The organism is Chloroflexaceae bacterium (genome assembly GCA_025057155.1).
Taxonomy (GTDB): domain Bacteria; phylum Chloroflexota; class Chloroflexia; order Chloroflexales; family Chloroflexaceae; genus JACAEO01.
Window position 1 is genome coordinate 1 of sequence record JANWYD010000029.1, and the last position, 26,992, is coordinate 26,992.

General features: G+C 66.9%; 21 protein-coding genes and 1 tRNA gene. 9 read left to right on the forward strand and 13 right to left on the reverse strand.

Going from position 1 to position 26,992, the window contains the following annotated elements:
- Positions 1-448: 448 nt before the first annotated feature.
- From NZU74_19190 to NZU74_19205, 4 genes are all read right to left on the reverse strand, one after another.
- The gene (locus NZU74_19190) at positions 449-1,588 is read right to left on the reverse strand and encodes a pyridoxal phosphate-dependent aminotransferase (GenBank protein ID MCS6883459.1); all 1,140 of its coding nucleotides are present in this window, start codon (positions 1,586-1,588) and stop codon (positions 449-451) included.
- Between the two features lie 224 nt (positions 1,589-1,812).
- Positions 1,813-2,835, reverse strand: coding sequence for an LLM class F420-dependent oxidoreductase (locus tag NZU74_19195; GenBank protein ID MCS6883460.1), 1,023 nt, complete (start codon positions 2,833-2,835; stop codon positions 1,813-1,815).
- Between the two features lie 13 nt (positions 2,836-2,848).
- Positions 2,849-3,457 carry a hypothetical protein gene (locus NZU74_19200; GenBank protein ID MCS6883461.1) on the reverse strand — a complete coding sequence of 203 codons (609 nt, stop codon included), beginning with the start codon at positions 3,455-3,457 and terminating at the stop codon, positions 2,849-2,851.
- Positions 3,454-4,734, reverse strand: coding sequence for a DNA double-strand break repair nuclease NurA (locus NZU74_19205; GenBank protein MCS6883462.1), 1,281 nt, complete (start codon positions 4,732-4,734; stop codon positions 3,454-3,456). The genes NZU74_19200 and NZU74_19205 overlap by 4 nt, the downstream gene beginning before the upstream one ends.
- A gap of 231 nt (positions 4,735-4,965) precedes the next feature.
- Here NZU74_19205 and NZU74_19210 point away from each other — a divergent pair, with 231 nt between their 5' ends.
- From NZU74_19210 to NZU74_19220, 3 genes are all read left to right on the forward strand, one after another.
- Positions 4,966-5,784, forward strand: a complete 819-nt coding sequence (locus NZU74_19210) for an META domain-containing protein (protein ID MCS6883463.1) — start codon at positions 4,966-4,968, stop codon at positions 5,782-5,784.
- 97 nt (positions 5,785-5,881) lie between these two features.
- A complete protein-coding gene (locus NZU74_19215; GenBank protein ID MCS6883464.1) occupies positions 5,882-6,244 on the forward strand; it encodes a hypothetical protein in 363 nt (120 codons plus the stop codon).
- Positions 6,245-6,452: 208 nt separating this feature from the next.
- A complete protein-coding gene (locus tag NZU74_19220) occupies positions 6,453-7,019 on the forward strand; it encodes a GDSL-type esterase/lipase family protein (GenBank protein MCS6883465.1) in 567 nt (188 codons plus the stop codon).
- An 873-nt stretch (positions 7,020-7,892) separates the two neighbouring features.
- On the opposite strand, the gene NZU74_19225 is transcribed toward NZU74_19220, so the two are convergent.
- The 3 genes from NZU74_19225 to NZU74_19235 all read right to left on the reverse strand — a co-directional run bounded on the left by NZU74_19225 (position 7,893) and on the right by NZU74_19235 (position 9,407).
- Positions 7,893-8,465, reverse strand: a complete 573-nt coding sequence (locus NZU74_19225; protein ID MCS6883466.1) for a hypothetical protein — start codon at positions 8,463-8,465, stop codon at positions 7,893-7,895.
- Between the two features lie 8 nt (positions 8,466-8,473).
- Complete coding sequence (locus NZU74_19230) at positions 8,474-8,854, reverse strand: hypothetical protein (GenBank protein MCS6883467.1); 381 nt, start codon at positions 8,852-8,854, stop codon at positions 8,474-8,476.
- A 265-nt stretch (positions 8,855-9,119) separates the two neighbouring features.
- A complete protein-coding gene (locus tag NZU74_19235; protein ID MCS6883468.1) occupies positions 9,120-9,407 on the reverse strand; it encodes a DUF3253 domain-containing protein in 288 nt (95 codons plus the stop codon).
- Positions 9,408-9,434: 27 nt separating this feature from the next.
- Between NZU74_19235 and NZU74_19240 the strand changes: the two genes are divergently transcribed.
- Entirely contained in the window at positions 9,435-9,653 is a 219-nt protein-coding gene (locus NZU74_19240) for a hypothetical protein (GenBank protein ID MCS6883469.1), read from the forward strand.
- Positions 9,654-9,689: 36 nt separating this feature from the next.
- Positions 9,690-10,091, forward strand: coding sequence for a hypothetical protein (locus NZU74_19245; GenBank protein ID MCS6883470.1), 402 nt, complete (start codon positions 9,690-9,692; stop codon positions 10,089-10,091).
- Positions 10,092-10,158: 67 nt separating this feature from the next.
- Here the strand turns inward: NZU74_19245 and NZU74_19250 are convergent.
- The 3 genes from NZU74_19250 to NZU74_19260 form a co-directional block, all read right to left on the reverse strand.
- Positions 10,159-10,233 (reverse strand) — tRNA-Asn (locus NZU74_19250).
- A gap of 503 nt (positions 10,234-10,736) precedes the next feature.
- Entirely contained in the window at positions 10,737-11,891 is a 1,155-nt protein-coding gene (locus NZU74_19255) for an iron-containing alcohol dehydrogenase (GenBank protein MCS6883471.1), read from the reverse strand.
- Positions 11,888-12,205 (reverse strand): antibiotic biosynthesis monooxygenase, encoded by a 318-nt coding sequence (locus NZU74_19260; protein ID MCS6883472.1) that lies wholly within the window; start codon positions 12,203-12,205, stop codon positions 11,888-11,890. The genes NZU74_19255 and NZU74_19260 overlap by 4 nt, the downstream gene beginning before the upstream one ends.
- A 253-nt stretch (positions 12,206-12,458) precedes the next feature.
- Here NZU74_19260 and NZU74_19265 point away from each other — a divergent pair, with 253 nt between their 5' ends.
- Together NZU74_19265 and NZU74_19270 are read left to right on the forward strand one after the other, a co-directional pair.
- Entirely contained in the window at positions 12,459-15,029 is a 2,571-nt protein-coding gene (locus NZU74_19265; GenBank protein MCS6883473.1) for a protein kinase, read from the forward strand.
- A gap of 496 nt (positions 15,030-15,525) precedes the next feature.
- On the forward strand, positions 15,526-20,802 hold the full coding sequence (locus NZU74_19270; protein ID MCS6883474.1) for an Ig-like domain-containing protein: 5,277 nt from the start codon (positions 15,526-15,528) through the stop codon (positions 20,800-20,802).
- 214 nt (positions 20,803-21,016) lie between these two features.
- Here NZU74_19270 and NZU74_19275 read toward each other — a convergent pair whose 3' ends face one another.
- Both NZU74_19275 and NZU74_19280 read right to left on the reverse strand, forming a co-directional pair.
- Positions 21,017-22,420 (reverse strand): UTP--glucose-1-phosphate uridylyltransferase, encoded by a 1,404-nt coding sequence (locus tag NZU74_19275; protein MCS6883475.1) that lies wholly within the window; start codon positions 22,418-22,420, stop codon positions 21,017-21,019.
- Positions 22,421-22,634: 214 nt separating this feature from the next.
- Positions 22,635-23,288, reverse strand: a complete 654-nt coding sequence (locus NZU74_19280) for a hypothetical protein (protein ID MCS6883476.1) — start codon at positions 23,286-23,288, stop codon at positions 22,635-22,637.
- A 299-nt stretch (positions 23,289-23,587) separates the two neighbouring features.
- Between NZU74_19280 and NZU74_19285 the strand changes: the two genes are divergently transcribed.
- Positions 23,588-24,286 (forward strand): carbon monoxide dehydrogenase subunit G, encoded by a 699-nt coding sequence (locus NZU74_19285; GenBank protein MCS6883477.1) that lies wholly within the window; start codon positions 23,588-23,590, stop codon positions 24,284-24,286.
- 1,656 nt (positions 24,287-25,942) lie between these two features.
- The gene (locus NZU74_19290) at positions 25,943-26,176 is read left to right on the forward strand and encodes a LuxR C-terminal-related transcriptional regulator (GenBank protein MCS6883478.1); all 234 of its coding nucleotides are present in this window, start codon (positions 25,943-25,945) and stop codon (positions 26,174-26,176) included.
- Between the two features lie 13 nt (positions 26,177-26,189).
- Here NZU74_19290 and pstB read toward each other — a convergent pair whose 3' ends face one another.
- Entirely contained in the window at positions 26,190-26,960 is a 771-nt protein-coding gene (pstB, locus tag NZU74_19295; GenBank protein MCS6883479.1) for a phosphate ABC transporter ATP-binding protein PstB, read from the reverse strand.
- Positions 26,961-26,992 lie beyond the last annotated feature (32 nt).

Here is a 26,992-nt window from a genome sequence, read left to right on the forward strand (position 1 = left end):
AGGTCAGGGTCTACCTGCCGCTGGCGCAGCGCTGAGCGCCGGTTCGGATAGCGGTTCTGCGGGGTCCGGGAGCGTTGTATGCTCCCGGACCCTCTTTTCCTACCATCCGCCTGTCGCCGCGCGGCGCACAGGCGGTTCTGCAGGAGCGTGTCGCGATGCCGAATACTGCGGCGGGGCGGGTTCTGCCTCCGGGGGCCGGCGGAGAACGCCGCGGGCGAAAGCCCTGGCTGAGCGCTTGCAAGCCCCTGCGGGACTTCCGCGTCCTGAGCTGCGCGCCGCGGGCGAAAGCCCTGGCTGAGCGCTTGCAAGCCCCTGCGGGGCTTCCGCGTCCTAAGCCCGCACCGCCACTGCAAGGATCAGACTGGCATACCGGATTCGCTTCATAATCTGCATATGAAAGCACTGGAGGCGGGCCAGCGGCTCTTTTCACCGCAGGGGCGGTTCCCCCTCAAAGCGCCTGAACCAGCCGATCGAGGCCCGCAGCAAAGGTCGCCGGTTCGGTCAGCGCGGAGAGCAGCAGATGGGCGCCGGGAACGTCGCCGTAGAAGTAGCCGGGATGGACCAGGACGCCCTGATCGAGGAGGCGCAGCGCCAGGGCCTCTTCATCGTCACAGCCGCTGACGGCCGGGAAGAGGTAGTAGCCGCCGTCGGGCGGGCGGACGCGCAGGCGGGGATGGCCGGCCAGGCGTTGCAGGGCCAGGTCGAGGTTGGCCCGCACCCGCGCGGTCATCCGGGCGACGAAGGGCATGCCGTGGACGAAGAGGGCCGGCAGGAGATGCTGGCTCAGGCTGTTGGCGCCCAGGAACGTGTCGTTGAGCAATTCGAGGCGCGGGCCAAAGGGACGCGCGGCGGCATTGAGGGCGATCCAGCCCAGCTTCAGGTCGGGGAGGGCGAAGAGCTTGGAGATGCCGTTGAGGGTAAAAACGGGCAGATCGGGATGCAGGGCGGCGAGGGGCGGCACGTGGGGCACGGCGTAGGTGAAGGCGGCGAACACCTCGTCGCAGATCACCGGCAGGCCCATGCGGCTGAGGGCCGCGAGGGGGGCCGAGACCACGGCCCCGGTGGGGTTATGGGGCGAGACGATCAGCACGGCGCGGGTGCGGGCGTCGGCAGCGGCGTGGAGGGCGCGCTCATCAATCGCCCAGCCCTCCTCCTCCCGCAGCGGATAGGAGCGCAGTTCCAGACCGCGGAGGGCGGCCAGGTATTCGAAGAGCGGGTAGGTGACATTGGGCGCCAGCAGGTTGTCGCCCGGATCGGCCAGGAGGGCGAAGAGCAGGCTGTAGGCTTCGCTGGTGCTGGCGGTGAGGAACACGTCGTCGGGTTCCAGGGGCAAGGGAGGCGCGCGCCCGGCGTAGTAGGCGACAACAGCGGCGCGGGCCGCCGCGCCGCCCCGCGGGTCGGGCTGGTAGCGCCGGGTCTCCCAGAAGCTCTCGGCAGCGGCGCGCAGGATGGCCGGAGGGAAGAGGAGGCCCTGGAGGGTCGGGTTGCTGCTGGTCAGGTCGAGGTAGCCGCCAGCGGCAAGGCGCCGCTGGCGGGCGAGTTCGAGGGGATTGGGGCTGAGATCCAGGTCGCTGAAGACGCCAGGCATAGGATTTTGGATTGCGGATTTTGGATTGCCAAGTGCTGAAGGCGCCAGGCGTAGGGGTTTTGGATTTTGGATTGCCGTATATGGTGACGCCATTCAATGGTCTGTAACGTAAGTTTTCTGGCATTTCCGCGCCTCTCCCAGACTCCCCCGTTGGGGGAGGAGCCGGACTCCCTCCCCCGGCGGGGGAGGTTCGGGGAGGGGGCAGAGTTACCGAAGGCTTTTCTCTACCCGCTGACGTCGCGCACCAGGCGGCGCCAGAACTCGTCCATCTGGCCGGGGACGAAGGGCATGTACAGGCTGATGCGGTCGAGCAGGCCGTCGTAGCGCTGGCGCAGGGCCGCGCCCAGCTCGCCGGGGGAGGCTTCGACGGCGAAGGTCGCCAGCATCTCATCACTCACCAGGCCGGGCATATCGGCCCAGCGCTGCTGGGCGGCCAGTTGCGACAGGCGCTCGCCGACCTCGCCCCAGCCGTGGCAGTCGAGCACGGGCCGGTAGGTGGGGGTGGAGCCGTAGAAGGCGATCTGCTGCCGCACAAAGGCGCGCATGCGCTCGGTGCTCTCACGGTCGAGACCGGTGATAACCAGGGGGCTGCCGGCCAGGGCGCACGCCGCGGGATCGCGCCCGGCCCTGCGGGCGCCCTCGGCGATCTGGGGGCGCAGATGCTCGCGCAGGTACTTCGCGCTGTTAAGCGGGTGGGCGTGAAACCCGTCGCAGAGTTCGCCGGCCAGTTGCGCCAGGCGCTCGTTGACCCCGGCGATGTAAATCGGAATATTGGGATGGTCAATTTTGCCGGGGTTGAAGAATGGCAGCATCAGCGTATGCTGGTAGAACTTTCCCCGGTAATTCAGGCGGCCATTGCCCTGAAAGCTCTGCCAGATGGCCCGCAGGGCCAGCACGTAATCGCGCAGCCGTTCGACCGGCTGATCGAAGCTGGCGCTGAAGCGACGCTCGATGTGGGCGCGCACCTGGGTGCCCAGGCCCAGGATGAAGCGGCCCCGGGAGAATGCCGCCAGATCCCAGGCGATCTGGGCGGTCACCATCGGGCTGCGGGGAAAGGCGATGGCGACCGCGGTGCCGAGGCCGAGGCGGCTGGTATGTTCGGCGGCGATGGTCAGGGGCAGGAAGGGATTGTGAGCGGTTTCGGGAGCCCAGAGGGCGGCGAAGCCCAGAGCCTCGGCGGAGCGGGCCACTTCGGCGGCGACCGGCAGGGGGTTGGCATCCACCATGAACCCGACATCGAGCAGCATAGGTTCCTCCTCATCAGGGCCGGATGCGCCGCAGCAGAGCCACGAGCCGGTCGTGCTCGTCTTTGAGCAGGCCGGCGAGATCGCGCCCGGCGCGCACCAGGTAGTCGTGGCGATCGGGGCGCGCCCGCGCCACGGCGCGGATGGCGGCGGCGAGCAGTTCGTCGCCGGGGACGGGGGTGGCGAAGAGCACGGCGCGGAAGAAGTCGTTCCGCGCGGAGAAGCGCAGCAGTTCGTCGGCGTCGCAGGCGTAGACCGAGTAATGCACCGGCGGCGGCTGGGGCGGGAGGTACTGGTAGATCGTCTCACCTTCGGCAAAACCTACGATGAGGGCCGAGAACTCGGTTTGCAGCACCTCGGCCAGGTCGGGGTTCTCGGCATAGATCTCTTCATCGTACAACTCGCGCCCGCTGTAGGTGCGCCCGCGGACCACAGCGCGGCCCCCCGGCTCGCGGCTGCCGGTGCGGATCTCGTACACCAGGCCATAAACGGCCAGGCCCTCGCTGCGGGTGGCCGCCCGCACCAGGGCGCCGAAGGGCGGGGCGGCCAGCAGTTCGTAGGCGCCCGCCGTGAAGCGGGTGGTGGATGACTCGATGATCTCGCCGATGCGCCGGGTGGTTATCACAGCCGGGTGAACTCCTTGCTCTCGCGTTTGGCGGAAATGGCGCCGTCGGCTTCGGCGCGGGCAAGGCTGCTTTCGAGCATACGCTCGAAGGCCCGCCGGTCCGCCGCGCGGATCACCGCCTGCTCGTGAGCGCGGGCGAGGGCCACGGGGTAGCCTCCCCCGCGAAGGCACTGATCATACACCAGGCTATGCACCAGGTCAACCTGTTCGGGCGCGGAGGCCACCCACTGCGGGATCTCGACCCGGCACACCTCCCGCCCGACGCGCAGGTGAAAGAAGTGGATGCAGTGGGGGCCGTAGCGCTCGATGTTGATGGTGCTCATCGAGACGAACAACGGCCCGCGCTGGCCCTCGGCAAGGCGGGGGCCGAGCACATCGGCGTCAACCAGGCCCTGGCAGAGAGCGCACGACGGCTCGCGCCCGACGCGGACGTCGCTGCACTCGGCGCAACGGGCGCCGCGGCTGGCGGCCACGTCCACATCCGGGCAGAACATCAGCCGGATGGCGCCGACCACCTCGGGGGAGCGGGGACGGCTGATGTACGACGCGGTCGGGATGCCGCGGGCGCGCATGCGCTCCAGATAGCCCAGGTACTGCCCCAGAAAGCGCTCCTGGACGAAGCGCTCGGCCCCGGCGAGCGCCCAGCGCACAAGGGTGCCATCTTGCAGCGCCAGGGCGGGCAGGGCGCCGTCGAGGAACGTCTCGGCCAGATCGGCCAGGGCCAGACCCTCTTCAACATCACGGCGGGCGCTCAGGTAGTTGCCCTCGATGAGCACGCGGCGGGCGCCATCGCTGAGGTAGAGGTCCTCCTCGCGGTAGTAGAGGGCGGGCCGCGAGCCAAGGCGCGCGGCGGGGCGCTGGCCGTAGCGGATGAAGACGTGGCCGATATTGATCAGGTAGCAGGCCACGCTGCCGTGGCGATCCAGATCGATCTGCGAGCCATCGGTGGCGACCACGGCATAGGCTGGCGGGCAGGCGGGCAAGTCGCGCACGGTGTCGAGGCGCTCGACGGGCCGGGCAAGCAACCAGTTTGCCGTGTCGCGGCTCAGATCTACCGCCCGCGTCCAGCGCCCCTCCTCACCGGCGGCGGCCAGATAGCGCTCGCGGGCCCGGGCGGCGCGCTGCGCCGCGCTGGCGGCGGTGCGCACCGCGGCGCCGCTCAACTCGCGGACTTGCCGGCTTAAGGCCGCCAGATCCAGCCCCATCCGCGGCTCCTTTCCGGTCATCCAGGGGGCTTCGCCGCACATCAACGGAATGATCCATGTCTGCCCAAGCATAGGACATTTGTTTCGAGTTGTCAATTGGTCTGGACGAGAGTGATGCACAAACTGGCAACTCAGGCTGCCCTGTCTGTGGCCTGTGGGAGCAACTCTGAGGGCTGCTCCCACAAGGAAAACCAGATCTCTCTGCTGCTGGCGGAACTTTCCAGCCCGCTGGCGCGTCTTGAGGTCGTATATTATGGTACTGGCCGGGCCGGTCCGGTGACCGGCTCACAAGGAGCAAGGCAAATGGCATCACGGATGGTCGCAGTTATCCTGGCGATGGCAACGGCTCTCGCCCTGACAGCATGCGGGGTGGGAACAATGACAACAACGGCGACAGAATCTCCCCTTGGCGGCACGAGCTGGCTGCTAGAGAGCCTGAACGGCGCGCCGCCGCTTCCCGACACGCAGGTGACCTTGAACTTCGAGGCGGACGGCTTCGCTGGCACTGATGGATGCAACCAGTACCGGGGATCGTACCAGGTGAATGGCGAGCGCATCACCATCAAGGACTCGATCGCCAGCACGATGATGGCCTGCCCGGAGCCGATCATGCAGCAGGCGACGGCCTACTACGAAGCGCTGAAACAGGCGGCCAGCTTCAAGGTTGATGGCCAGCAACTGACGCTGCTGAGCGAGAGCGGCGAGGTTACGGCGACCTTCGTTGCCCAGAGCCGCGCGTTGAGCGGCACAAGCTGGACAGTAACCGGCTATAACAACGGCAAGCAGGCTGTAGTGAGCGTGCTGAACGGTTCGACGCTCACGCTGGTCTTCGGCGCGGATGGCCAGCTCAGCGGCTCGGCCGGGTGCAACAACTACACCGGGTCCTATGAGGTCGCGGATCAGAGCCTGCGGATCGGCCCGCTAGCGAGCACGAAGAGGCTCTGCAACGAGCCGGAGGGGGTGATGGAGCAGGAGACGCAGTTCCTGGAGGCCCTGGGTACGGCGGTGACGTACCGCATTGACGGCGACCGGCTGGAGCTGCGCACCGGCGACGGGGCCATGGCAGTGACGGCTGTGCGCGCCGCCCCCGCTGCCGCGACGCCCGCCGGCGCCCGCGGGTGATCGTCAGACAGCAGACCAGGAGGAGGGAAGGGGCCAACTCTTCCAGGTTCTTGAAACGCTCGGGAGAGGGGTTGCGCTCGGCGAGCGGCTGTCATACGTGTGGTTCAACGACGCACGTTGTGGAGAAGGCAAAGGAAATCTGCCCATTCTTACTACCGGGGCCGGCGTTGACACCCGTGACGTCTACACGCTCGCGGTGAGCCCGGGCGAGAGTGGGGCTGCTGGAAGCAAATTCACCTTCGCAAGCAACATCTTTGCCGGCAACGAGCCGGTTTCGGCGTGGTACAATCTGCCTGATGCTTCGGTCCGCGCGGTTGGCGACTTTCGGGCCGACGCCGATGGGAAGTTAAGCGTCACATTCACCGCTCCTGGTACGCTTGCCCCCGGCACTTACTCGATGGTGTTGTACGGCCAGCGTACCGAGCTCACGGCGGTCGCGCGCTTTACGATTACACGCTGACCGTCTTTCCATCCCGTGTGGGCCGAGGGCGTTTGTTGCGGATCAGGGGCGCGGAGAGGCGGCGTCCTCTCTCAGGGAGAGGTATGGGCTAGAAAACCCTCCCTGCGAGGATGGCGCCTCTCCGCGCCCCTCTCGCTGCCCGCGGCGGTGTCTGACAGGCGCGAGCCACGGGCCGGCAGAGCCGGCTGTCCTGCTTCTGGCCAGCATGATGAGCGACACACAACCCACACCTGTGCGCCGCGTGGTCTTCTTCGGCGACTCGCGGGCCGACTGGTGGCTGCCCCCGCAGGCGCCGGGGTTTATGTTCATTAACACTGGAGTCCCCGGCGCCGGGGCGGGCTACCTGGCGCGGCGCTTCACAGCGATGGTCGCGCCGCTGCGCCCGGCGATCGTCGTGCTACAACTGGGGGTCAACGACCTGGCCGCCAGGTGGCCGGACCCGGCGACCCAGGAGGCGGTGGTCGAGGCGATTACGGCAGTGGTGGCCGAGGCGCGCGCGCTAGGGACGGAGGTAATCTTGACGACGATCTTCCCCCTGGCCCGCGGCCTCTGGGCCGATCCGGCGACTCAGGAGGCCATCGCTGCCGTCAACGAGCGGCTCGGCGCGTTAGCCGGCGCCGGGGTGCGGGTGCTCGACAGCGCCGCCATCCTCTGCGGGCCCGATGGCTACGTTCTCGACCGCTATGCCGATGACGAGTTGCACCTGAGCGCGGCGGGGTACGCGGCCCTGAACGCCGCGCTGCTGCCGTTGCTCGGCGGGGCAGCCGTTGGGTGAGTGGCGAGTTGACTGATCATATTCTCCTGCGAGACAATCTGCGGGAGCGTCGTGCCGTGGGCATTACCCTGTTCGACTATTCAATGCAATGATAAGGGCGCACTTGATGCGCTCGGCAAGCTCACGCTGAGCCACCCGGCGCCAACAAGAACGTTCGCGACGTGGGGCGCGCGCCGCCCCGCCGCCCCCGGACGGGATGCCGCTGCCGCGGGGTGCGGTGGCGCCCCATATCGGCCGGGCGACCTCCGGGTGGGGGCGTGGGGCGACCCGCCCCGATGGGGACGGCCCGCCCCGATGGGCGTGGCGTAGAGACGGCCCGCCGGGCCGTCTCTACGCCACCGATGGGGGAATGGCCTTCACGGAAGGGCGCGGCCGTTCCGGGGGGCCGTGGGCGGGCGACCCCGGGTGGCCGCCGCGCGGGGCAGGGTCCCAAACCCGCCCCTCGGCAGGGCATGGGGAAACCAGGTTTCCTGACCCTCCACCAGGCGGATGTGATATCGTTTTGTGATAATCTCTCGGACTAAGATAAGGATGCCGACCCTGCTGCGTCGCCTCTCATTGGCGGCCCTGATCGCCGTCTTGCTGCTGACCTGCGGTCCGGTGTTTGCCGAACATGAGGAGCAAAGCTCCGGGGCAAGCCCCAAACCGCACCGCTGGAGACAGAGTTTGTATTAGCTCTGCATGCAATACCGATCGCGCCGACGTCCGATTCCTGGGTGATGGGAGCAGTAAGGAGGCCGGCGTGAGCGGATTCCAGGTCACCTACTCCCAGAGCTGGCACAGGTCCGGCGAGCGTTCGCGCTCGTTCTCACCTGCGCATCATCCCAGGTCGCATTGGGACGCCATATACGGCAATCCACAATTCACAATCGATCACTCCTGGGGAAAGAAGAAATCAACGATAATACGGGTGGCGTCAAGGTTGCCGCTGGCCGCGCCCCCGGCGGCGACCCGAGGCTGGCGCGGGGGCCAGGCATGCCCCCCGCCTCTGACGATGTAAAGTTGCACCTCCGCTCCGCTTGCGCAGCGCGGGTAGACCCAATGCTCGACGCTGGTCCCGTCGTCTACCACCGGCGGCAGCGCCGTGACTCGTGGCCAGGCGGCGCAGCCGTTCGCGGCGGCGAAGCGCCTGACCGACTCGGCCGTGCTGAGCACAAAGCCCTTCTCGCAGACGCGCCGCATCCCAGCGCAGACCTCGCCGCCTTCAAAGGGAATGAAGGGATCCGCGTCGCCGTTGATGCTCAGAAGGTTGATTGTCGCCAGCGGCGTACAAGCCGCCGCCAGAGGCTGGGGGATGTTGGCGATGACCGGCGCCAGCCCGGCGAACACGCCGCGGGTTTCGCAGCCGAGCTGGCAGGTCATCATGCCGCCATTAGAAGCGCCCGTGACGTAGACCCGCGTCCGGTCCAGGGGGGCGCGCGCGGCGACCTCGTCAATCAGGGCCACCAGAAAGGCTACATCGTCAACCCCGCCCGCGAGGGGTCGAGGGCGCCCCGGCCGTCGTTCCAGCGCATGCCATTGAAGGCGTTCGGGTAGACGACGCGGAAGCCGCGCGCGTCGGCGTAGCGGTCAAAGCCGAGGGCGAGTTGCATGGTGCGGCCGCTGCCGTAGCCCCCGTGGAGCACGACGAGGAGCGGCAGAGGCTGCCCCGCGCGGGCCTGGGGTGGCACGTGCAGGATCGCGCTGCGGTCGCGGCCATCAACCCGCAGCGCGAGGGTGTGGTTGCCGGGCCACAGCGCGGCGCCGGGAGCGGCGGTCACCAGAGTAGTCAGTGCCAACCCGGTCAGCAGTGTCAGGGCGAGGAAGAATGCGGCAGGACGCAGAAGCTGGCGCATCGTGAACTCCTTGGATTATGCCGGGCTGGAGGATACTCGCAGGCCAGGTATAGCACCGGGTTGTGAACGCACCGTGAAGGTCCGGTGAAATCAAATCAGGCGTTGCCAACGGCGCCGGATACCTCCGTGTCGCCCGCATTGGCCGTGGAGGGCAGGTCTTATGGAGATTAAGAATTAAATCCGGTATAGCTCGCGCAGGCGGGTTTCGCATCGGTAGCCCGCGGCTTCAGTCGCCGGGCTACAGGGCAAATGCCGGTTGATACGCTTAAACTTCATCAGACAGTCCCAGGGCCGCGCGCCCGGCCGGGGTCAGCGCCACCCGGATCGGGCCGCGATACCCCGTGCAACCCACGGCGACTCCGCGCTGGGTGATGCGCAACAGGCCCCGTTCGCAGAGAGCGGCGCACACGGCGCGCATCCAGGCCATACGTTCGGGCGTGGGAACCGCGGGCCGCAGCGCGCGGCTGACAGCGCCCGGGCACGCCGTCGCTCCCGGCTGCAGGCGTGCCAGCGCCTGCAGCACGGCGTATTCGTCTGGAGAGAAGGACTGCATCTTTTCATTGATTATAGCATTCGGAACATGCCCGTGGCTCTGAGCTACCGCGCCCGTATCTCCATACCGGGTTCGCCAGCCTTCGCCATCCGGTCACCTGACCTGCTCCCCACTCGACCCGCAACCGGCGGGCCCGGCAATGATCAAAACGTCATCGAGTTCACTACTATCGAGGATGACGCCCTCGGCGAAGAGCTTCAGGTGATCTGGGAACTCGAGCCCGGCGCCCGCGAGGTCGCCAACTAGCTCGGCTGCCAGGCGCGCCGCGCCGTCGAGTTGCTCGTGCAGGCCCTCGATCTGGCTGACCAGAATGAGGGCAGCCGTCTGGAAGCGCTCTACACAGTTGCTCCGGGCCTGGGTCTGCGCGAGGGAGAGGCGCCCGGGTTACACTGGCGTGACATCAGCCTGGAGCAGCACACACTGTGCGTCGCACAGACCGTGCAGCGGATCACGGGCAGGCTGGCGCTCGAGCCGCCGAAGACCGAGCGCAGCGCTCGCTTGTTGCCATTGCCCCTCTTCGTCGAGCGAGCGCTGATGCGCCACGCCGAGCGCCAGGCGCTGGAGCGGCGCGTGGCTGGTGATGCCTGGGCGGTACAGACGACCATAGCCATCAGGTTGGACGCGGTGGCGCCTCCCTCCGCGTCCGCCCCCATACGCTGCCGGCCGCCGAGTTTGGCTACATGATTGGCTACATGGCCCAAACCAAAGCGCCCGGCGGTTGTCGCCGAGCGCTTCCTGATGCGTTATTATGTGGCTCCCCGACCTGGATTCGAACCAGGAACCTACTGATTAACAGTCAGCCGCTCTACCGTTGAGCTATCGGGGAACGTATTCTTATGCACCGCCGCATAGTATACCATAGGCGGCCTGGAGATGCAAATCAATGAAAGGTGATACGTGTTCACTTTTGAGGTAATGGTATCTTGGTTCTACTTTGTCACGTTGCCCCTGGCGGGGGCCTGTGGCGCCGAAGATCTCCCCTTCCTGGCGCGGCGAAGCCATGCCGCACCAGGAAGGGAAATCCTGGAGAGGTGCAACCCCTCCGAACCTCCTCCCAGCGGAAGCCGCGGCAAGTGACAAAGTAGAGTTGGGAGGACGACGGGGCTCATGCAACTGGGGCGAGCCCCGAACGTCGCACGATTTACTGGTTCTGGCGGTATAGTCGCCGCCGGACCCCGCCGCCGGGGGCGGACGGTGCATCAACCCTCAGGTAGCGAGAGCATCCACATTACGCTGCCGGCGTTGACGTAAGCGGGAGAGGCGCAAAGCCGCGACCTCAAAACCACCGGCGCTTTGCGTCAACCGAGGAACGCCGAATGCCTGCCACGGTCACAACGCGGCGTGCAGAATCGCCGTCAGTTCCTCGTCGGTCAGGGTGATGGGGTTGCCCTGCATGCTGCTCGCCCGGCTGGCACGGGCCACAATCGCGGGGAAGTCGCCCGCGGTGATGCCATAGGCGGCCAGACGCGGGATGCCCAGCTCGTCGGCGAGGGCGGCGGCCCACGCCGCGCCCTGCTCCGGCGTAGCCGCGGCTTCGCCGGTCAACAGGCGGGCCGCCTCGGTGTAGCGCGCCAGCGCAGGCGACTGCGGGGCGCGCTGCCGCAGCGCGGCGATGTTGCTCGCCATCACCGGGCCGAGCAGCCGCGCGCAGATCGCCCCGTGCGGAGCCGCGTACATGCCCCCCAGCGCCGCGGCAAATCCGTGGACCGCACCCAGTCGCGCGTTGGCCAGCGCCAGGCCGCCGCAGAGACTGGCAATGGCCATATCTTCGCGCGCCTGCCGGTCCCCGGGTTCGCGACAGGCGCGGCGCAGGCTGCGCGCCGCCCGCGCCAGCCCCTCGCGGCACGGCCCGTCGGTAAGCGGGGTGGCCGCCGGACTGACAAACGGCTCCAGGCACTGGGTCAGGGCGTCCATGCCCGTGCTGGCCGTCAGCGCCGCGGGCAGGCCATAGGTCAACTCCGGGTCCACCAGCGCCACCCGCGGCAGCATCAGCGGGCTGCGCAGACTGACCTTGACCCGCTCCGCGGGTACGCCCAGCACGGCGTTGCGCGTCACTTCCGAACCCGTGCCGGCAGTGGTCGGGATGGCGATACAGGGCAGCGGCGGCGCCGCCAGCGGTTGCCCGCGCCCCACTACCTCCAGATAGTCGAGCGGGTCACCCGGGTTAGCGGCGAGCGCGGCGATGGCTTTGCCGGCGTCGAGGGCGCTGCCGCCGCCCATCGCCACGACCAGATCGCAGCCCTCGGCGCGGGCCAGGGCCGCGCCCGCCGTCGCCGTCTCCACCGTCGGCTCGCCGGCGACCGCAAAAGTGGTCGTAGCGACCCCCGCGGCGCGTAGCGTCTCCAGCAGCGGCACCAGGCGCTCCGGCGAGCGGCTGCCTACCACCAGCGCCCGGCGGCCCAGGGCCGCGGCGAGTGTTCCCGCCTCGCGCGCCGCTCCCGCGCCGAAGATGATGCGCCCTGCGGTAGCGAACTCGAACCTCATCGCGGCAACTCCCACGCGGCAGGTTCGGGGAACACCGCGCGGTAGCGCACACTGCTGCGCGGCTCGGCCATCATTTCGGCCACCGTGTCGCGCCAGACGGCATAGTGCGCCGTGGCCTTGTGGGCCGCCGGGGCCTCGTCATCGCGGTAGATCTCGACCAGGATAAAACGAGTCGGATCATCCTCTTGCTGGATGACATCGAACCGCACCACGCCCGGCTCCTGCACACTGTTGCGCGCGTTCTCAAGCGTCGCCGCGCGAAACGCCTCGACGTATTCGGGCTTTACGTGGACATGCACGTGCACGATCTGCATGGCGCCACCTCCCTGAGGTTGTTATCGTACCCGATTGTACGGTCAGGTCGCCATAGACGCAAGCCCGGATCGCAGGGCGTCTCTTGTCGCCACAGGGCATCTGTGGGATTGGGTCTGCTACGATTTACCGTGGAGGGCATCGAAGACGGGCTATTTGAAACCTCCGCGCCTCTCCGCGCCCTCGGCGGTGAGTTCGTGTGCGGTTTCGACCCGTGCTATACTGGTTCGGACATTCGCCAGGAAAGCGCCGTCTATGACCGACCTGCTTGGCCAGCTTGTGGGCAACTACCAGCTCGAAGCGCTTCTCGCCATCGGCCCCACAGGACCAACCTATTCCGCCCGTCACGTGCAACTGCGGCGGCTCTGCACGGTCAAGGTGTTTGACCCGGGGCTGACCGCCGACCCTGCGGTGCGCGCGCGGCTGCTGGAGAGCCTGCAGCGCGTCGCGGGGCTCCGTCACCCCAATCTGCTCACGGTGTATGACCTGGGCGAGGTGCAGGGGCGAGTCTTCGTCGCCAGCGAGGCGCCCGCAGGCGGAACCCTGCGCAGCCTGCTCCAGCAGTTGCGCGGCACGCGCGCCCGTCTGACCATTGCCCGCGCCCTGGACCTGGCCCGCCAGTGCGCAGAGGGATTGGACCATGCCCATCGCGCCGGCATCGTTCACGGCGCGCTGCGCCCCGAGGCGCTGCGGTTGAGCAGCGTCGGCGAAGAGGCGACGCTCAAGGTGGGCGACCTGGGCATCGCCCCGGTGTTGCCAGTCGAGGCCACCGCCATGCCTGCCTACCTGACCCCCGAACAGGCCCGGAGCGGCCCGCCCGACGCCCGCAGCGACGTATACGGTCTGGGGACGCTGTTGTACGAATTGCTGATCGGGGTTCCCCCCTTCAACCTGAGCGACCTGGATCGGGCTACAGAGAAACACCTGCGCGCCCGCCCCGTGCCACCGCGTGTGGTGCGCCCGGAGATCCCCGCTGCACTCGAAACGATAGTGCTGCGTTGTCTGGCCAAGGCGCCCGAAGAGCGGTTCGCTCATGCTGGCGATCTGGCCGAGGCCCTGCGCCAGGTAGCGGGCGCCCCGGCGTCCACGGCGCCACCGCCGCCCGCGCCGGAACCGCTCCTTAGCAGCTTGCTAGAGACCCCGCCGCCTCCGCCTTCCGTTCCCGCCGGGCCGCTCGTCAGCCTGACCCCCGAACGCGAACGTATCGAACTGACCCCCGGGCGGCCCACGGTCGTCGCGGCGCAGATCCACCATCGCGGCCCCGGCGTCGAGCGCTTCAGCCTGAGCCTGGAGGGCGTGCCCGCCGAGTGGATCAGCGCCGTCGATCCGCCGGTTGAACTCGGCCCCGACGCCCGGGCGCGCCTGACGCTGCTCATCACCGCGCCCACCGACCACCGCCACGCTGCCGGCGAGTACCCGGCGCTGCTCCGCGCCCGCGCGGCGACCGCGCCGGAGCGTGAGGCCACGGCGCGCATCGTCTGCTCGGTGCGGCCCTTCGTCGCCCCGCATATCGTCATTACCCCCGAACGGGCCAGCGGGCGCATGGAGGGCGAGTACAGCCTGACCATCCGCAACGACGGGAACACCGAGGCGACGTTTGCGCTGAGCGCCGACGATCCCCGGCGCCTGCTGGCCTATGAGTTCGTGCAGGAGAGCGTGCGCCTGGCCCCCGGCCAGAGCGCCAGGGTGCCGCTTACCGTCCTGGCCCCGCGGCGGCTCTTCGGCGGCCCCGAAACCCTGCGTTTCAGCGTCTTCGCCGAGAGCGAGGAGGCCAGCCCGGTGGAGGCGCGGGCCGAGTTCACCCGCGTGCCGTTGCTGCCCCTCTGGGCGCCACTGGCCGCTGCCGGCCTGATCGCCCTGGCCCTGCTTGCGGGCCTGCTGCTCAACAACCCGCCCGGCGGCAACCCGCCCCCGCCCGCCACGGCCACCATTGCTCCCTCGCCGCAACCCGGCGCCCCGCAGATCGCCTATTTCACCGTCAAACCGGAGGTGGTAGCGCCAGGCGAGCCGGTAACCGTCGCCTGGGACGTGCGCGGGGCCGAGCGGGTGCAGATTGACCAGTTCGGCGACGTTCCCCCGCTCGGCGAACGCTCCTTCCGCCCCGAGCGCACCACCGACTTCCGCCTCGTCGCCCGCGCTGGCGACAAAGAGACCGTCGCCATCGTCCGCGTCCTGGTGGCCGAGGCCACCCCTACGCCCGAACCGACGGCCATCCCCACAGAGGCGCCATCTCCTGCTCCGGCGCCTTCGCCTACGCTTGCCGCGACGGCTACCCCGGTCGGAACGGCCACCCCGGCGGCCCCGACGCCCACCCTGGCCCCCGCGCCCGGCTCCATCGCGCTGCTCGACCTTGCCCCCGCCGCCCGCTGGACGACCAGCGCCGGCCCCATCACCTTCGGCGCGCCGCAGGGCAACCCCGAAGCGGGCGGCTGGGCCGACATCGCCAGGGTGATCCGCCTCGAAGACGGCAGCCTGGCCCCCGCCGCGCTGCTGACCTTCCCGCCGCTGGCGCCGGAGGCCGCGGGCGACGGCAGGACCTTTATCGAGGCGCGCTTCGACCTGCCGCAGATCCAGGCAGGCCAGTTCTTCCTCGCCGTCATCGGCTTCTCCAGGGAGGCCCGCGGGCCGGCGCTGGACGTGCTGGTCACCTTTAACAACGAGCTCCTCTACGAGGGGAGCGTGCTGCCCGACGGCGCCCTGACGGCCATCAGCGCCGACATGGCGCCCTTCGTGGGCCAGGAGGGGGACCTGGTGCTGCGCGTCAGCGCCGAGCAGGGCGCGGCGCAGGCCCTCTACTGGGTGAAGCCGCGCATTGATCGGCCGTGAGAAGACCAGGGAGGGCATAGCCCTCCCGGACACTTCCATTGGGCAGGGGAAACCTGGCTTCCCCACTTCTCAGGTGTAGGGTTTCCCGGCGCATGCTCGTGTCGCATGCGCCATCCGGGGCATTGGGACGCCTAACCCCCCTCTACCGCTCGCGGGAGAGGCGGGCGGGGGGGGGGTGAGGACCGTAAGCGCATTGGAATGCCAAAAACCTCTGCTCGCCAAAAAACCTGAGAGGGCTTCCCCAACCCCCTCTGGCTTCGCGAAGTTAAAAAAAGATTCACCCCCAGAGACACCAATTTGTCATCCCGTCATCCGACGAGTCTTAACATTCCCCTGCTACCATCGAAGGCGCAGTCCCGACGGAACAAGCGATGCGTGCGCCCTCTCCCGACAGGGTGAGCGCAAGCTGGCCACGTCGCTCGCTCACGACGCCCGGCGTTCGCCAGGGCTACGTACCGGGTGCTACGCGTATCGGTTCAGGGGAGAAAGGGAAGTTATGGCATCGTCGCACCCCCGTTGGCGCGCCGTCGCGCGCCTGGCGAGCATCAACGTCTTGCTGCTCGCCGTACTCGTCTCCTTCGTCGGACCCATTCCGCAACTCGCTCGCGCCACCGCCACCATTACCCGATGGACCTTCGACAACGACACCCTGACGCCCGCGGTTGGCTCGGGAACGGCCACTCTGGTGGGCGGGACCACGGCGTCCTTCGCTACCGGGCGCGTCGGCCCGCGCCCGCCTGACTCGGGCTGGAACACGACCACGTATCCCGCCCAGGGCGCTAACAACCGCACCGCCGGGGCACAGTTCGCCGTGAGCACGGTAGGCTACGAGAACATCGTCTTCAGTTGGGACCACCGGCACAGCAATACCGCCGCCAATACGGCCGTGCTGCTGTACTCCACCGACGGCGGCGCGACCTTTGCCGAGGCCAGCGTCTATACCGCCAACGCGGGCGACGCCTGGTTCAGCCGCAGTTTCGACTTCAGCGCCATTCCGGCAGTAAACAACAACCCCAATGTTATCTTCCGCATCGTTTCGTCATTCGCGGCCGGCGGCTCGACCTATGTGGCCTCGAACCCCGGCTCGAACTATGCTACCACTGGCACCTGGCGCTTCGATAATGTCACCGTCATCGGTACAGCCCTGGGCAGCGACGCGGCTCCGACGGTGACCAGCACCGCCCCGGCCAATGGCGCGGCCAATGTGCCTCTGGCCAGCGATGTTACCGTGACCTTCAGCGAGCCGGTGGCCGTCAGCGGCGACTGGTTCACCCTGGCCTGCGCCTCCAGTGGAACGCGCGCTCCCTCGGCAGCCAATGTCGCCGTCTCCGGCGGGCCGACCACGTTCACCATCAATCCCGCCGCTGATTTCGCCTTTAGCGAAACCTGCACCCTGACCGTGATCGCCGCCCTGGTGACCGATCTGGACGCAAGCGATCCGCCCGACACGATGGCGGCCGATTTCGTGGCCACCTTCAGCACTGTGGCTGCGCCCAGCGTCGCCACGCGCATCCGCGACATCCAGGGCGCCGCGCATGTCTCGCCGCTGGTGCCGGTTATCGCCGATAATGCCATCTCCTTCGGCAGCCGGGTCGAGAACGTGCCGGGCATCGTCACCGTCGTGCGTCCCAACGGGTTCTATCTCCAGGACCCCGAGCCTGACGCCAGTGATGCCACCTCCGAGGGCATCTTCGTCTTCACCGGCAGCGGCCAGGCGGTGATCACCCAGGGCGGCAGCGGCCCGGTGCAGGTCGGCGACCGCCTGGAGGTCAGCGGGCGCCCGGTGGAGATCCGCCCGGGCTGCACCAGCGCCGCCTGTGTCTCCGGCAGCAGCGCCTGGAATAACCTGACCATCACCAACCTCAACGCGACCACGTCTGCCGCCGATAACCGGGTGATCCGCCTGATCTCCCGCAACAACCCTCTGCCCGATCCGGTGGTGATCGGCCAGGGCGGGCGGACGCCCCCGGCCACGGCGACCGTCTTCGGCAGCCCCGGCGCCGCGCCGACCAACACGGTCGAGACAGCCAGCTACGTCTTCAACCCCGCCGCCAACGGCATTGATTTCTTCGAGAGCCTGGAGGGGATGCGCGTCCAGGTCAACGACGCGGTGGTCGTCGGGCCGACCAATAACTTCGGCGAGATCGTGGTCCTGGCCGACAACGGCACGGGTTATGGCCTGCGCACCCCCCGTGGCGGCCTGGTGATCACTCCCACGGACCTCAACCCCGAGCGCATTATCCTGGATGACGCCATTCTGCCCACGCCTCAGGTGAACGTCGGCGACCGCTTCCCCGGCGTCGGCGCGGTGGTGGGCGTGATGGACTACAGCTTCGCCAACTTCAAGCTGCTGATCACCCAGCCGCTGCCCCCCGCTGTGCCGGGCAGCCTCACGCAGGAGGTGACGAACCTCACCGGCGCGGTTGACCGCCTGACCATCGGCGCCTTCAACATCGAGAACTTCGCCGCCGACACCGTGACCCCCCAGCGGCGCGATGCTATCGCCCGGATCATCGTCAACAACATGGGCGCGCCCGACATTGTGGCCCTGCAAGAAGTGCAGGACAATAACGGCGCAACCGGCGGCACGGCGGACACGAACGTTGACGCCTCGCGCACCTTCGAGACCCTGATCAACGCCATCGTAGCCGTGGGCGGCCCGACCTATTCCTACCGCCAGATTGACCCCGTGGCCAATCAGGACGGCGGCGAGCCGGGCGGGAACATCCGTGTGGCCTTCCTCTTCCGCACCGATCGCGGTCTGAGCTTCGTGGATCGGCCTGGCGGCGCCTCAACCACGGCGGTGAGCGTGGTCAACAACGGCGGGCGGCCTGAGCTGAGCTTCAGCCCCGGGCGCATTGACCCCACCAATCCGGCCTTCAACAACAGCCGCAAGCCGCTGGTGGGCGAGTTCCGCTACAACGGGCAAACGCTCTTCGTCATCAACAACCACTTCAACTCGAAAGGCGGCGACCAGCCGCTGTCGGGCCGCTTTCAGCCCCCGACGCGCTCTACCGAGGTACAGCGGCACCAGCAGGCCCAGATCGTCAACGATTTCGTTGACAGCGTGCTGGCGATTGACCCCAACGCCAACATCGTCGTCCTGGGCGATCTGAACGACTTCCAGTTCTCGGAGACGCTCAACATCGTCAAGGGCACGCCGGGCGGCGTGGGCGCACCGGTGCTGTTTGATCTGAAGCTGAACCAGCCGGCCAACGAGCAGTACACCTACATCTTCGAGGGCAACTCGCAGGTGCTGGACAGCATCCTCATCAGCCGCAACCTGCGCGACAGCGGCGCGCAGTACGACACGGTCCACGTGAATGCCGAGTTCAGCGCCGCGAGCAATGCCAGCGACCACGACCCCAGCGTGCTGAGGTTGTACTTTCGCCCCCGCGCAACTCCGCCAGCGCTGGTGGCTGCCGGTAGTTATGACACCGGCCTGGGCGGCAACGGCGCCGAGATCATCAGCGTGCGCGGCGACCGCGGGGTGCTCACCAACGCTGGCGACGGCAGTATTGACGTGCTCGACACCAGCGATCTCTTCAATATCCAGCGCATCCGGCGCATCACCGGCGTGCCCAATCTGACCTCGGCGGCCGTCCACCCCACGAAGGACCTCTTCGTCGCCGTGGCCGGCGCGTCGTCGCCGCGCAGCGGCCAGTTGCTGGTGTACCGTCTCTCTGACGGGGCATTGCTGGCGACGGCGAACATCGGGCGCCAGCCCGACTCGGTGGAGATCAGCCCCGACGGGCGCTTCGCCGTGGTGGCGATCGAGGCCGAGCAGGTGAACGCCGCCGACGACGGCGGCGCGGGCGCGATTGGCGTGGCCGACCTCAGCGCCTTCGACCCGGCCAGTTCGACGAGCGTGCCCTTCAGCATCGTCGAACTGCCCGACCTGAGCAGCCTGCCCGGCATCGCCGCCAACCGGCGCTACGATGTGCCCGGCAACCCGCTCGTGTCGAATGCTCCCGGCGGGCTGGAGCCTGAAGGGATCGCCTTTACGCCTGACAGCAGCGCGGTGTACGTGACGCTCCAGGAGAACAATGCGATCGTGCGCCTGGACCTGAATGCGCCATTGCCCGCCGTGCTGCCGGCGAGCAACGCCTTCGGCCTCGGCCTCACCGACCACCCCGCCGACCTGATCAACGACGGGCGCTACAACCCATCGCAGCAACTGGCCGCCTTCCGCGAGCCGGACGGCGTCCGCGCCGTGGTCATCGGCGGTGTCACCTACCTGGTGACGGCCGACGAGGGTGACACCCGCCCCAACCCCCGCGGCGGTCGCACCCTGAGCATCTTTAACGCCGCCACCGGGGCGCCAGTGTCCGACGCCGGGGCGCAACTCGACGACCTGGCGGCCAGCTTCGGCGTTTACCCCGACAGTCGCAGCCCGAACGGCGGCAGCGAGCCGGAGATGCTCGACGTGGCCACGTTCGCCGGGCGGGTGATTGCCGCAGTGGGCCTCGAGCGCGCCAATGCGGTGGCCTTCGTGGACATCAGCGACCCCGCTGCGCCCCGCGCCTTCAGCCTGGTGCGCACCGGCGCGGCTCCCGAGGGCGTGAAACTGGTCGAACGGGGCGGTCAACTCTACGCCCTGACGGCCAACGAGGGCGACGGCACCGTGACCGTCACGACGGTTCCGGTGGTCCCGCTGAGCGTGTCGCAGCGCTTCGTCGAGGACGCGCCCGCCGTGCCGCTGGTTGACCTGCGCGGCATTGACCCCGACGCAGGCGACAGCTTCACGCTGAACCTGACCCTCAGCCCGGCCAGCGCGGGCACGCTCAACGCGACCTCGGCCAGCGGTTCGCTGGCGGACATCAATACCACCCTGGCAAATCTGGTCTTCACGCCGGCCCCCAACTTCAACGGCGCGGCGACAGTGACGGCCACCCTCAGCGACGGCGTCTTCCCCGCCGTGAGCGGCAGCATCACCCTCACCGGCGCGCCCGTGCCGCCGGTGACCACGGCGAGCATGTCGGGGGCGACGCGCGTGTGCTGTAACGCCACCGTGTACGACCCGAGCGCCACGCTGACGCTGACCACCGACGAACCCGTACTGCGCACGCAGTACCGGGTGAATGGCGGGCCGCTGCAAACCTACACCGGCCCGGTCGTCTTCAACGCGCCCGGCGCCTACGTCGTCGAGTACTTCTCAACCGACCTGTTTTCGCCTGAGGTGAGCGAAGCGCCGCGGACCATCGCCTTCAACGTGAGCGACTACCCGCGCACCGCGCTACTCGACACCTTCGACCGGCGCGACGGCCGGTTAGGTTCAAACTGGGCCGGCGGCGAAGGGCTGGGCGGCTACTCCATCCGCGCCAATCAGGTGGAGGTCTTCGGCGGCGGGCCGATCTACTGGCGCACGCGCTTCGGCAGCAACCAGGAAGCCTACGTCAAACTCACGCGGCTCAACGCCACGGCGCGGCACCAGGGCCTGCTGCTGAAGGTCCGCAATGGCAACTGGCGCAACGGGGCGATTTCGGTCTCCTACAACGCCACGGCGCAAGCAGTGGTGGTCGAGACCTACAACCGCTTCAGCCGGAGCTGGACGACGATTGGCACGTACCCGATCACCCTGCGCGACGGGGATCAACTCGGGGCGCGCGCCCTCTCCAACGGGACGGTGCGCGTGTACGTCAACTGCGTGCTGATCGGCCAGGCCAGCGCGGGCACGGCCTTCGACGACGAGGACGGGCAGATCGGCCTCTGGTTCATTGACGCGCCGGGGGCCATCTTCGACGACTTCGGGGGCGGCACGCCCGCGCAGTAGGCCCGTTGCGGGAGGCAGCGCAGCCCTGCGGAAAGGGGGAGAGGGAAACGTGATTTCCCTCTCCCCCTCTCTCCCTCGAACCTGGCAGGCAAAAATCTGCGCAGACAGTCAGAGATGACCGTCTGGTCGCCCCTGCTCTGTAACGATAGCGGCAAGAGCGTCGCGAACCACGCGGCTCAGTGTCCTCAATGGATCACGCGTTCCGGTCAGCGCTCTAAACTTCGCGCTCCTCGTTCTCCAGCGTAACAGGCGGCAGGCGACGCTGAACCTTGCTGCGGTTGATCACCTTCACATTGCCGCAGAAGGTTGACCCTGGCTCGAAGAAGACATCTCCCTCCACCGTCAGCGAGTTGCATGCCCGCAGGGACGGCGGGGCGGGAAACCGCGCCTCGAAGTCATCAATCAGGGTGTAGTACTTCTTGTCGAGGGTGACCACGGGATTGACGGCCAGGGCCTCGGGGTGGCGGCGGAGCCGGGCATTGGCGTCGAGCGTATAGATATCGGAGCGCAGCACCAGCAGGTCGGCGCAGGTCTTCACCGGCACGAAGCGGCTGCGGGGCACGCGCACGGCCTGGGCATCGGGAAACACCTCAATCGCCGCACCCATCGCCGTTTCGAGTTGATAGACCGGCGGCGAGTCGGGATCGCGGGGATCGAGGGTCTTGCGATTGCGGATCAGGGGCAGCTTGATCACATTATGGCCCTCTTCCAGCAGCGCTTTCAAGCGGTGCAGGTTCACCCAGATGTTGTTGGTGTTGAAGTAGCGATGGCGCGCGATGTCCTGGAAGTAGATCAGGTCTTCCTCCGGGCACTGGGCCACCTCGCGCAGCATGAACCGTCCATCGGTGCGCCGGGCCAGATGACCGCCCTTGCGGTCGGCCTTGGTGCGGCTGGCAACCTCCATCAGGAAGGGGATCTGCTGCTGAGCCATGTAACCGAGCAGGGCCAGGTCAAGGGTGGCGCCCAGATTGTCGGCGTTCGAGATAAACAGATACTCGTAGCCGTACCGCAGCAGTTGCTCCAGCACCCCCGAAGTCGCCAGGGCGACGTACACTTCGCCGTGGCCGGGCGGGCACCACTCCAGCTCCGGTTCGGCGGGCCAGACGGCAGGCTGTAAAGTCTCCTGCAACACCTTGGGCACCTTGTGTTGCAGCATAGTCCGGGGCACGTCGCAGGCCAGTTCAGGGTAGCGCGCCAGGACCTCGCGGGTATCCGCGTCGGTATTGAAGCTGTTCATGAAGATCAGCGGGATGGTCCGCCCGTAGAGGGCGCGATCGGCCAGGTTCTGGCGGGCGATAATGTCGAGGAACGTCAGGCCCTCGCGGGCGATGAGCACCGACTTGGCCCGCTCCAGCCCCATGCTGGTGCCCAGGCCGCCATTGAGCTTGAGCACCGCCACGCGGGCCAGAGAGGCCCGTCCCGCTTCCTCGTAGGCCCCCAGGTGCTCCAGGTTCGGCAGCGCGCTCACCGGCCGAATCTCGCTCTCGGGCACGAGGCCGGTGTCGCCATTGACCAGGGCGGTGTAGTAATGGCGGAAATTGTCAATGACAATCTCTTCAAGACCTTCGCGACGCATTTTCATTTCAAAGGGCGCGAAGTTAACCGGCTGTGCAGTCATAGTGTTCCCCTTGTTTGCTCCGAGCGACCGGAATGGTTACGCCGAAGATTGTCGCCCTTGACAGCCTGGCGCAATAGTGAAACCCCGCTTGATTTCCCGGTTTTCAGATCTCAACCATTATACGGTCATGAGTTTCTTTGTCCATCCACCCGCCAGCGTACTGCACGGAACTGAACGCCCATAGAGTGTCGTGACGCCTGCGATGAGAAGATTGTTACCTGTCTGTAGCGCCACCCGCCGAGTTGCGCCGGGGTGACCTGGGTTCCTCGCTTCCGCAGGCACGCAGTTCGGTGGAGGAGATATCGGCCCGGAAGAGGGTCTCCGGGATAGGGGCAAACAGGTCGGCGCAACCGGCTGGAATGGGAAGATCGGCCAGGGTGTGAAACCGCCCCTCTACCAGCCGCCCGGCGACGAGAAAGGAACAGCCCGCGGCGCGGATCGCTTCCAGCGCGGCGATCATCGCCGCTTCGCCGCCATAGTAGCGCGGGGCGATGAGCCGGGCGGCCGTATCGTAACCTACTACGAAGCGCCGCCCGGGGTAGAGGGCGGCCTTCTCCACAAACAATGGCGCCCGCGAGAGCACCAGCGTGTAACGCCCGGCAAACTGGGCGGCGCGACGGGCGATTTCCTCGGGCGCAAGCACCCCCTTGTCGGCATTGACCACGGCCAGTTCAAAGGCCACCGGCAGCCCGGTGATCCGCGCTGCCGCCGCCGCCATCCCCTCATGCCCGGCGTGCAGCGGATTGAACGCCCCGGACAGGATCAACCCTTGCGGGGGATCGTCGGCCCGCAGCGTCCCTTCGGGCGCGATCGTCAGTGTCGCGATGCGTCCGCTGAGCAGATCGTTGATGGCAGTACGTTCGTGCATGGTCAGTCGCCTGATGTGATGCCGGTACAGGCAGTGAGCCTTGCAGTGAACACCCGCCCCTCCGTGAACTTCTCCTCCGGGGGAAGGCCAGGAGCCGGGCAGAAATGCATGGAAGACTCGAAGACATTCTACACCCTTGCCGTAACCGGTGGCCCGTTCACTCGAACAGCAGGATCATCACGGGAGGTCAACGCCTGCCTTGCCGATACATCCGGCCTGATGTAGCATGGCGGGACACAGTAGGCCGGTAGCGCAATGCTCCGGGTTACGCCACCCGCATCCTAGCGAAAGGAACCCCCGTGCGGATTGCCGGAAACTACACCTTTGCAGCGACCCGCGAAGCGGTCTGGAGCACGCTGAACGACCCCGAAGCGCTGGCGCGCGCCATTCCAGGGTGCCAGCGCCTCGAGATGGTAGGCGAGAACGAGCAGAAGAGCATCCTGGAGATCACAGTGCAGGCCGCGCGAGGCGCCTACACCGGTCGCGTCAGAATTGATAACGTCGTGTCGCTCGAGTCGTATGATATTCACGTGGAAGGCACGGGCAGCAACGGCTTTTTCACGGGCGCCGGCGCCGTAAAGCTGCGGACGGACGGCGCGCAGACGATTCTCGACTACGGCGGCGAGGCGATGATTGGCGGCCCTATCGCCGATGTTGGCCAACAGTTGCTCGATAGTGCGGCGCGGTCGTTGATCAGCCAGAGCCTCAGGGGGCTCGCGGCGGAGATCGAAGCCCGCCAGCGTCGCCAACAGGCGCGCCTGAGCGAGGCGCCGGCGGTCGAGGAGGCTCCGCAGCCCTCCCCCTGGACGCCGGAGTCCATTCAGATGTCCTCGGCAACCGCCGCCCAACGCGCGACTGGCACTGTCGAGGGCCAGGATCTCAGCGAAGCTGCCGCTGCACACCCCGCGGTCGAAGACTTCTTCGCCCGGCGGCCGTGGTTGCCCTGGATCCTGGTCGCCTTTTTGCTCGGCTATCTTCTTGGCCGCCGCAGGGCGTAATTGTGCAGATGGCAGATCCTGGCGTGCGGGTCAAGGCTCGCGAGCCGGTTAGCGATCGCGCCCTCGGCAGCACTTTCTTTACCCTATGCTCGCCACCACCCTCACGCGAGAATGTAGCTGATTGCACCACGCAGGGCAGATGCTGGATATACGATCCTTGACAGTTTATTATTCATTCTCTAATAAATTAACAACAAAAAGTTAATCACTCTATTCTACAATCTAAATCTGGGAAGACAAACTTTTTTGCGCATGGTGATGCCAACCGGAGATTCGCTCATGGCGTCGTGGGACCCGCAACCCTTCGCGCCGAACAAACTGACTCCACCATTGCTGCACTCCGGTCTTGTCTGGCGCAAGTCGCTTCTTGAGCGCCTCAATTGCTCTCCTACGCGCCCCCTTACCCTTGTGACCGGCCCTGCCGGCTCCGGCAAATCAACACTGGCTGCCCAGTGGCTTTTGAGCGCCTTTCGTGCCACCGAACACTTAGCGGCGCCTGGTTCGTTGCACCAGCCCGGGGCCTCACGCAGCCCGGTCGCCTGGCTGAACCTTGATGAGCGTGATCAGGATCCGCTGAACTTCTTACGCTGGGTAACGGTTGCCATCGATCAGGTTGCACCCGGCCTGTTGGCAACCAGTAATCGCCTGCTCCTTGCGTCCGATCCGCCCTCACTCGACGCAGCCGTGGAGTTCCTGCTCCTTGAGCTCCACAATACCACGGCGGCGCTTACCCTTGTCCTCGACGACTACCATTCCATAACCGCAGGGGCGGTTCATCCCCTGTTGACCTACGTCATTCACCACCTCCCCGCTCACTGCCGGATGGTGATACTTAGCCGAAGCGACCCGCCACTGGCCGTTTCCCGCCTTCGGGCCCAATGGCAGGTGACCGAACTTCGCGCCGACGATCTGCGCTTCAGCGAGGCCGAAACGGCCGCCCTGCTGGTCACGCTTACCGGCAGGACTCCACCCGGCGAACTGGTGGCGACGCTACAGCAGGAGAGCGATGGGTGGATCAGCGGGCTTCGTCTGCTGGCGCTGGCGCACCACGCAACACCGGGACGCCTCAACCAGGCCAGGCATCAGATCAAGGTCTATCTAAGTCGGGAGGTGTTCAACCGGCAATTGCGGGAGATCCAGCGGGCCCTGCTGGCCCTTGCCCTGCCCTGGCGGGTGTGCTCGGACCTGGGGGCGGCGCTTCTTGGCCGTCCCAACGAAACGGTGTATGTCGAGGATCTCCTCGAACGGTTCGAACGCAACAACCTCTTCATGATCCCCCTTGACCCGGACGGGCAGTGGCACCGCTTCCACAGACCATTTCGCGAGGTGCTCCTGCATCGCCTCCACCACTCGTCCGATCACGGTCTGAACGTGCAACAACTGCACAGGCGGGCCGCACAGTGGTTCGCTGCTGCGGGGTTGCTAGAAGAGGCTACGTTTCACGCGGCGTTGAGCGCCGATGAAGAACCGATCTACACCCTGACTGTGCAGCGGCGCTATGCCGCAAGCAACGCCAGAGCCGAACCGCCGCGCGCGCCCGCATGCGACGATTCGGCCCTATATGCGGCTCAGAACCAGCCTCTACCGTATTACCAGCACGAATGCACTCCGACGGCCACCTCGATCTACACCCCCCCGCCGGTCACTCGTCGCACATTGACAGAAGGCAATCCGGGCTCAGCGCAGTATGAGCCTCTAACGCGGCGTGAATCAGAGATTCTGGCGCTGCTCGCTCTTCGCTGGTCCGACAAAGAGATCGCCGAGCAACTGATTATCTCCCCGAAGACTGTCCGCCGGCACACCAGCACGATCTATTCCAAGCTTGGCGTACACGGCCGCCGCGAGGCGGTGGCGGTGGCGCGCCAGCTCGGGCTCCTTCCCGCGACATAAGACTCGCCGACCTTTATCCAAACTTACCCGAGATGTAGGCCTCGGTTCGCGGGTCGTCCGGGTTACTGAAGATTTTCTTGGTCGGGCCAAACTCGATCAACTGACCGGCGCGAGTCTCCGGCTTCATGTTCATGAAGGCTGTATAGTCAGCGACACGCGCCGCCTGTTGCATATTGTGGGTGACAATCACGATTGTGATGCTCTTTTCAAGCGCGAGCATCAATTCTTCGACTTTGAGGGTCGAAATCGGATCGAGGGCCGCGCACGGCTCGTCCATTAGCAGAACCTTGGGTTCGACGGCGATGGCCCGGGCGATGCAGAGCCGTTGCTGCTGCCCGCCAGAGAGCGCCAGTCCCGACTTCTTGAGGTTATCTTTCACTTCGTCCCACAGGGCGGCGCCGCGCAGCGCCTGCTCTACCCGCCCTTCGATCTCCGACTTCGAGTATTTCTGGCTTTCGAGGCGCAGGCCGTAGGCCACATTGTCAAAAATCGACATCGGGAAGGCCGTCGAGCGCTGAAAGATCATCCCGATCCGTTTGCGCAGATCAACGAGATCCTCCCACGTAAGAATATTGCGTCCTTCGAAGCGAATCTCGCCTTCTCCGCGGGCGCCGATGGTATTGTCGTGCATCCGGTTGAGGGCCCGCAGCAGGGTTGATTTACCACAGCCCGATGGACCGATAAGGGCCGTAATGTTGTGCTTCGGGATGGTCAGCGAAATCGATTCGAGGGCCTGAAACGAGCCGTAGTAAAAATCGAAGTTGCACACCTCGATCTCGGGCATAGCGCCATCTTCGAACAGCGTCACGTCACGAA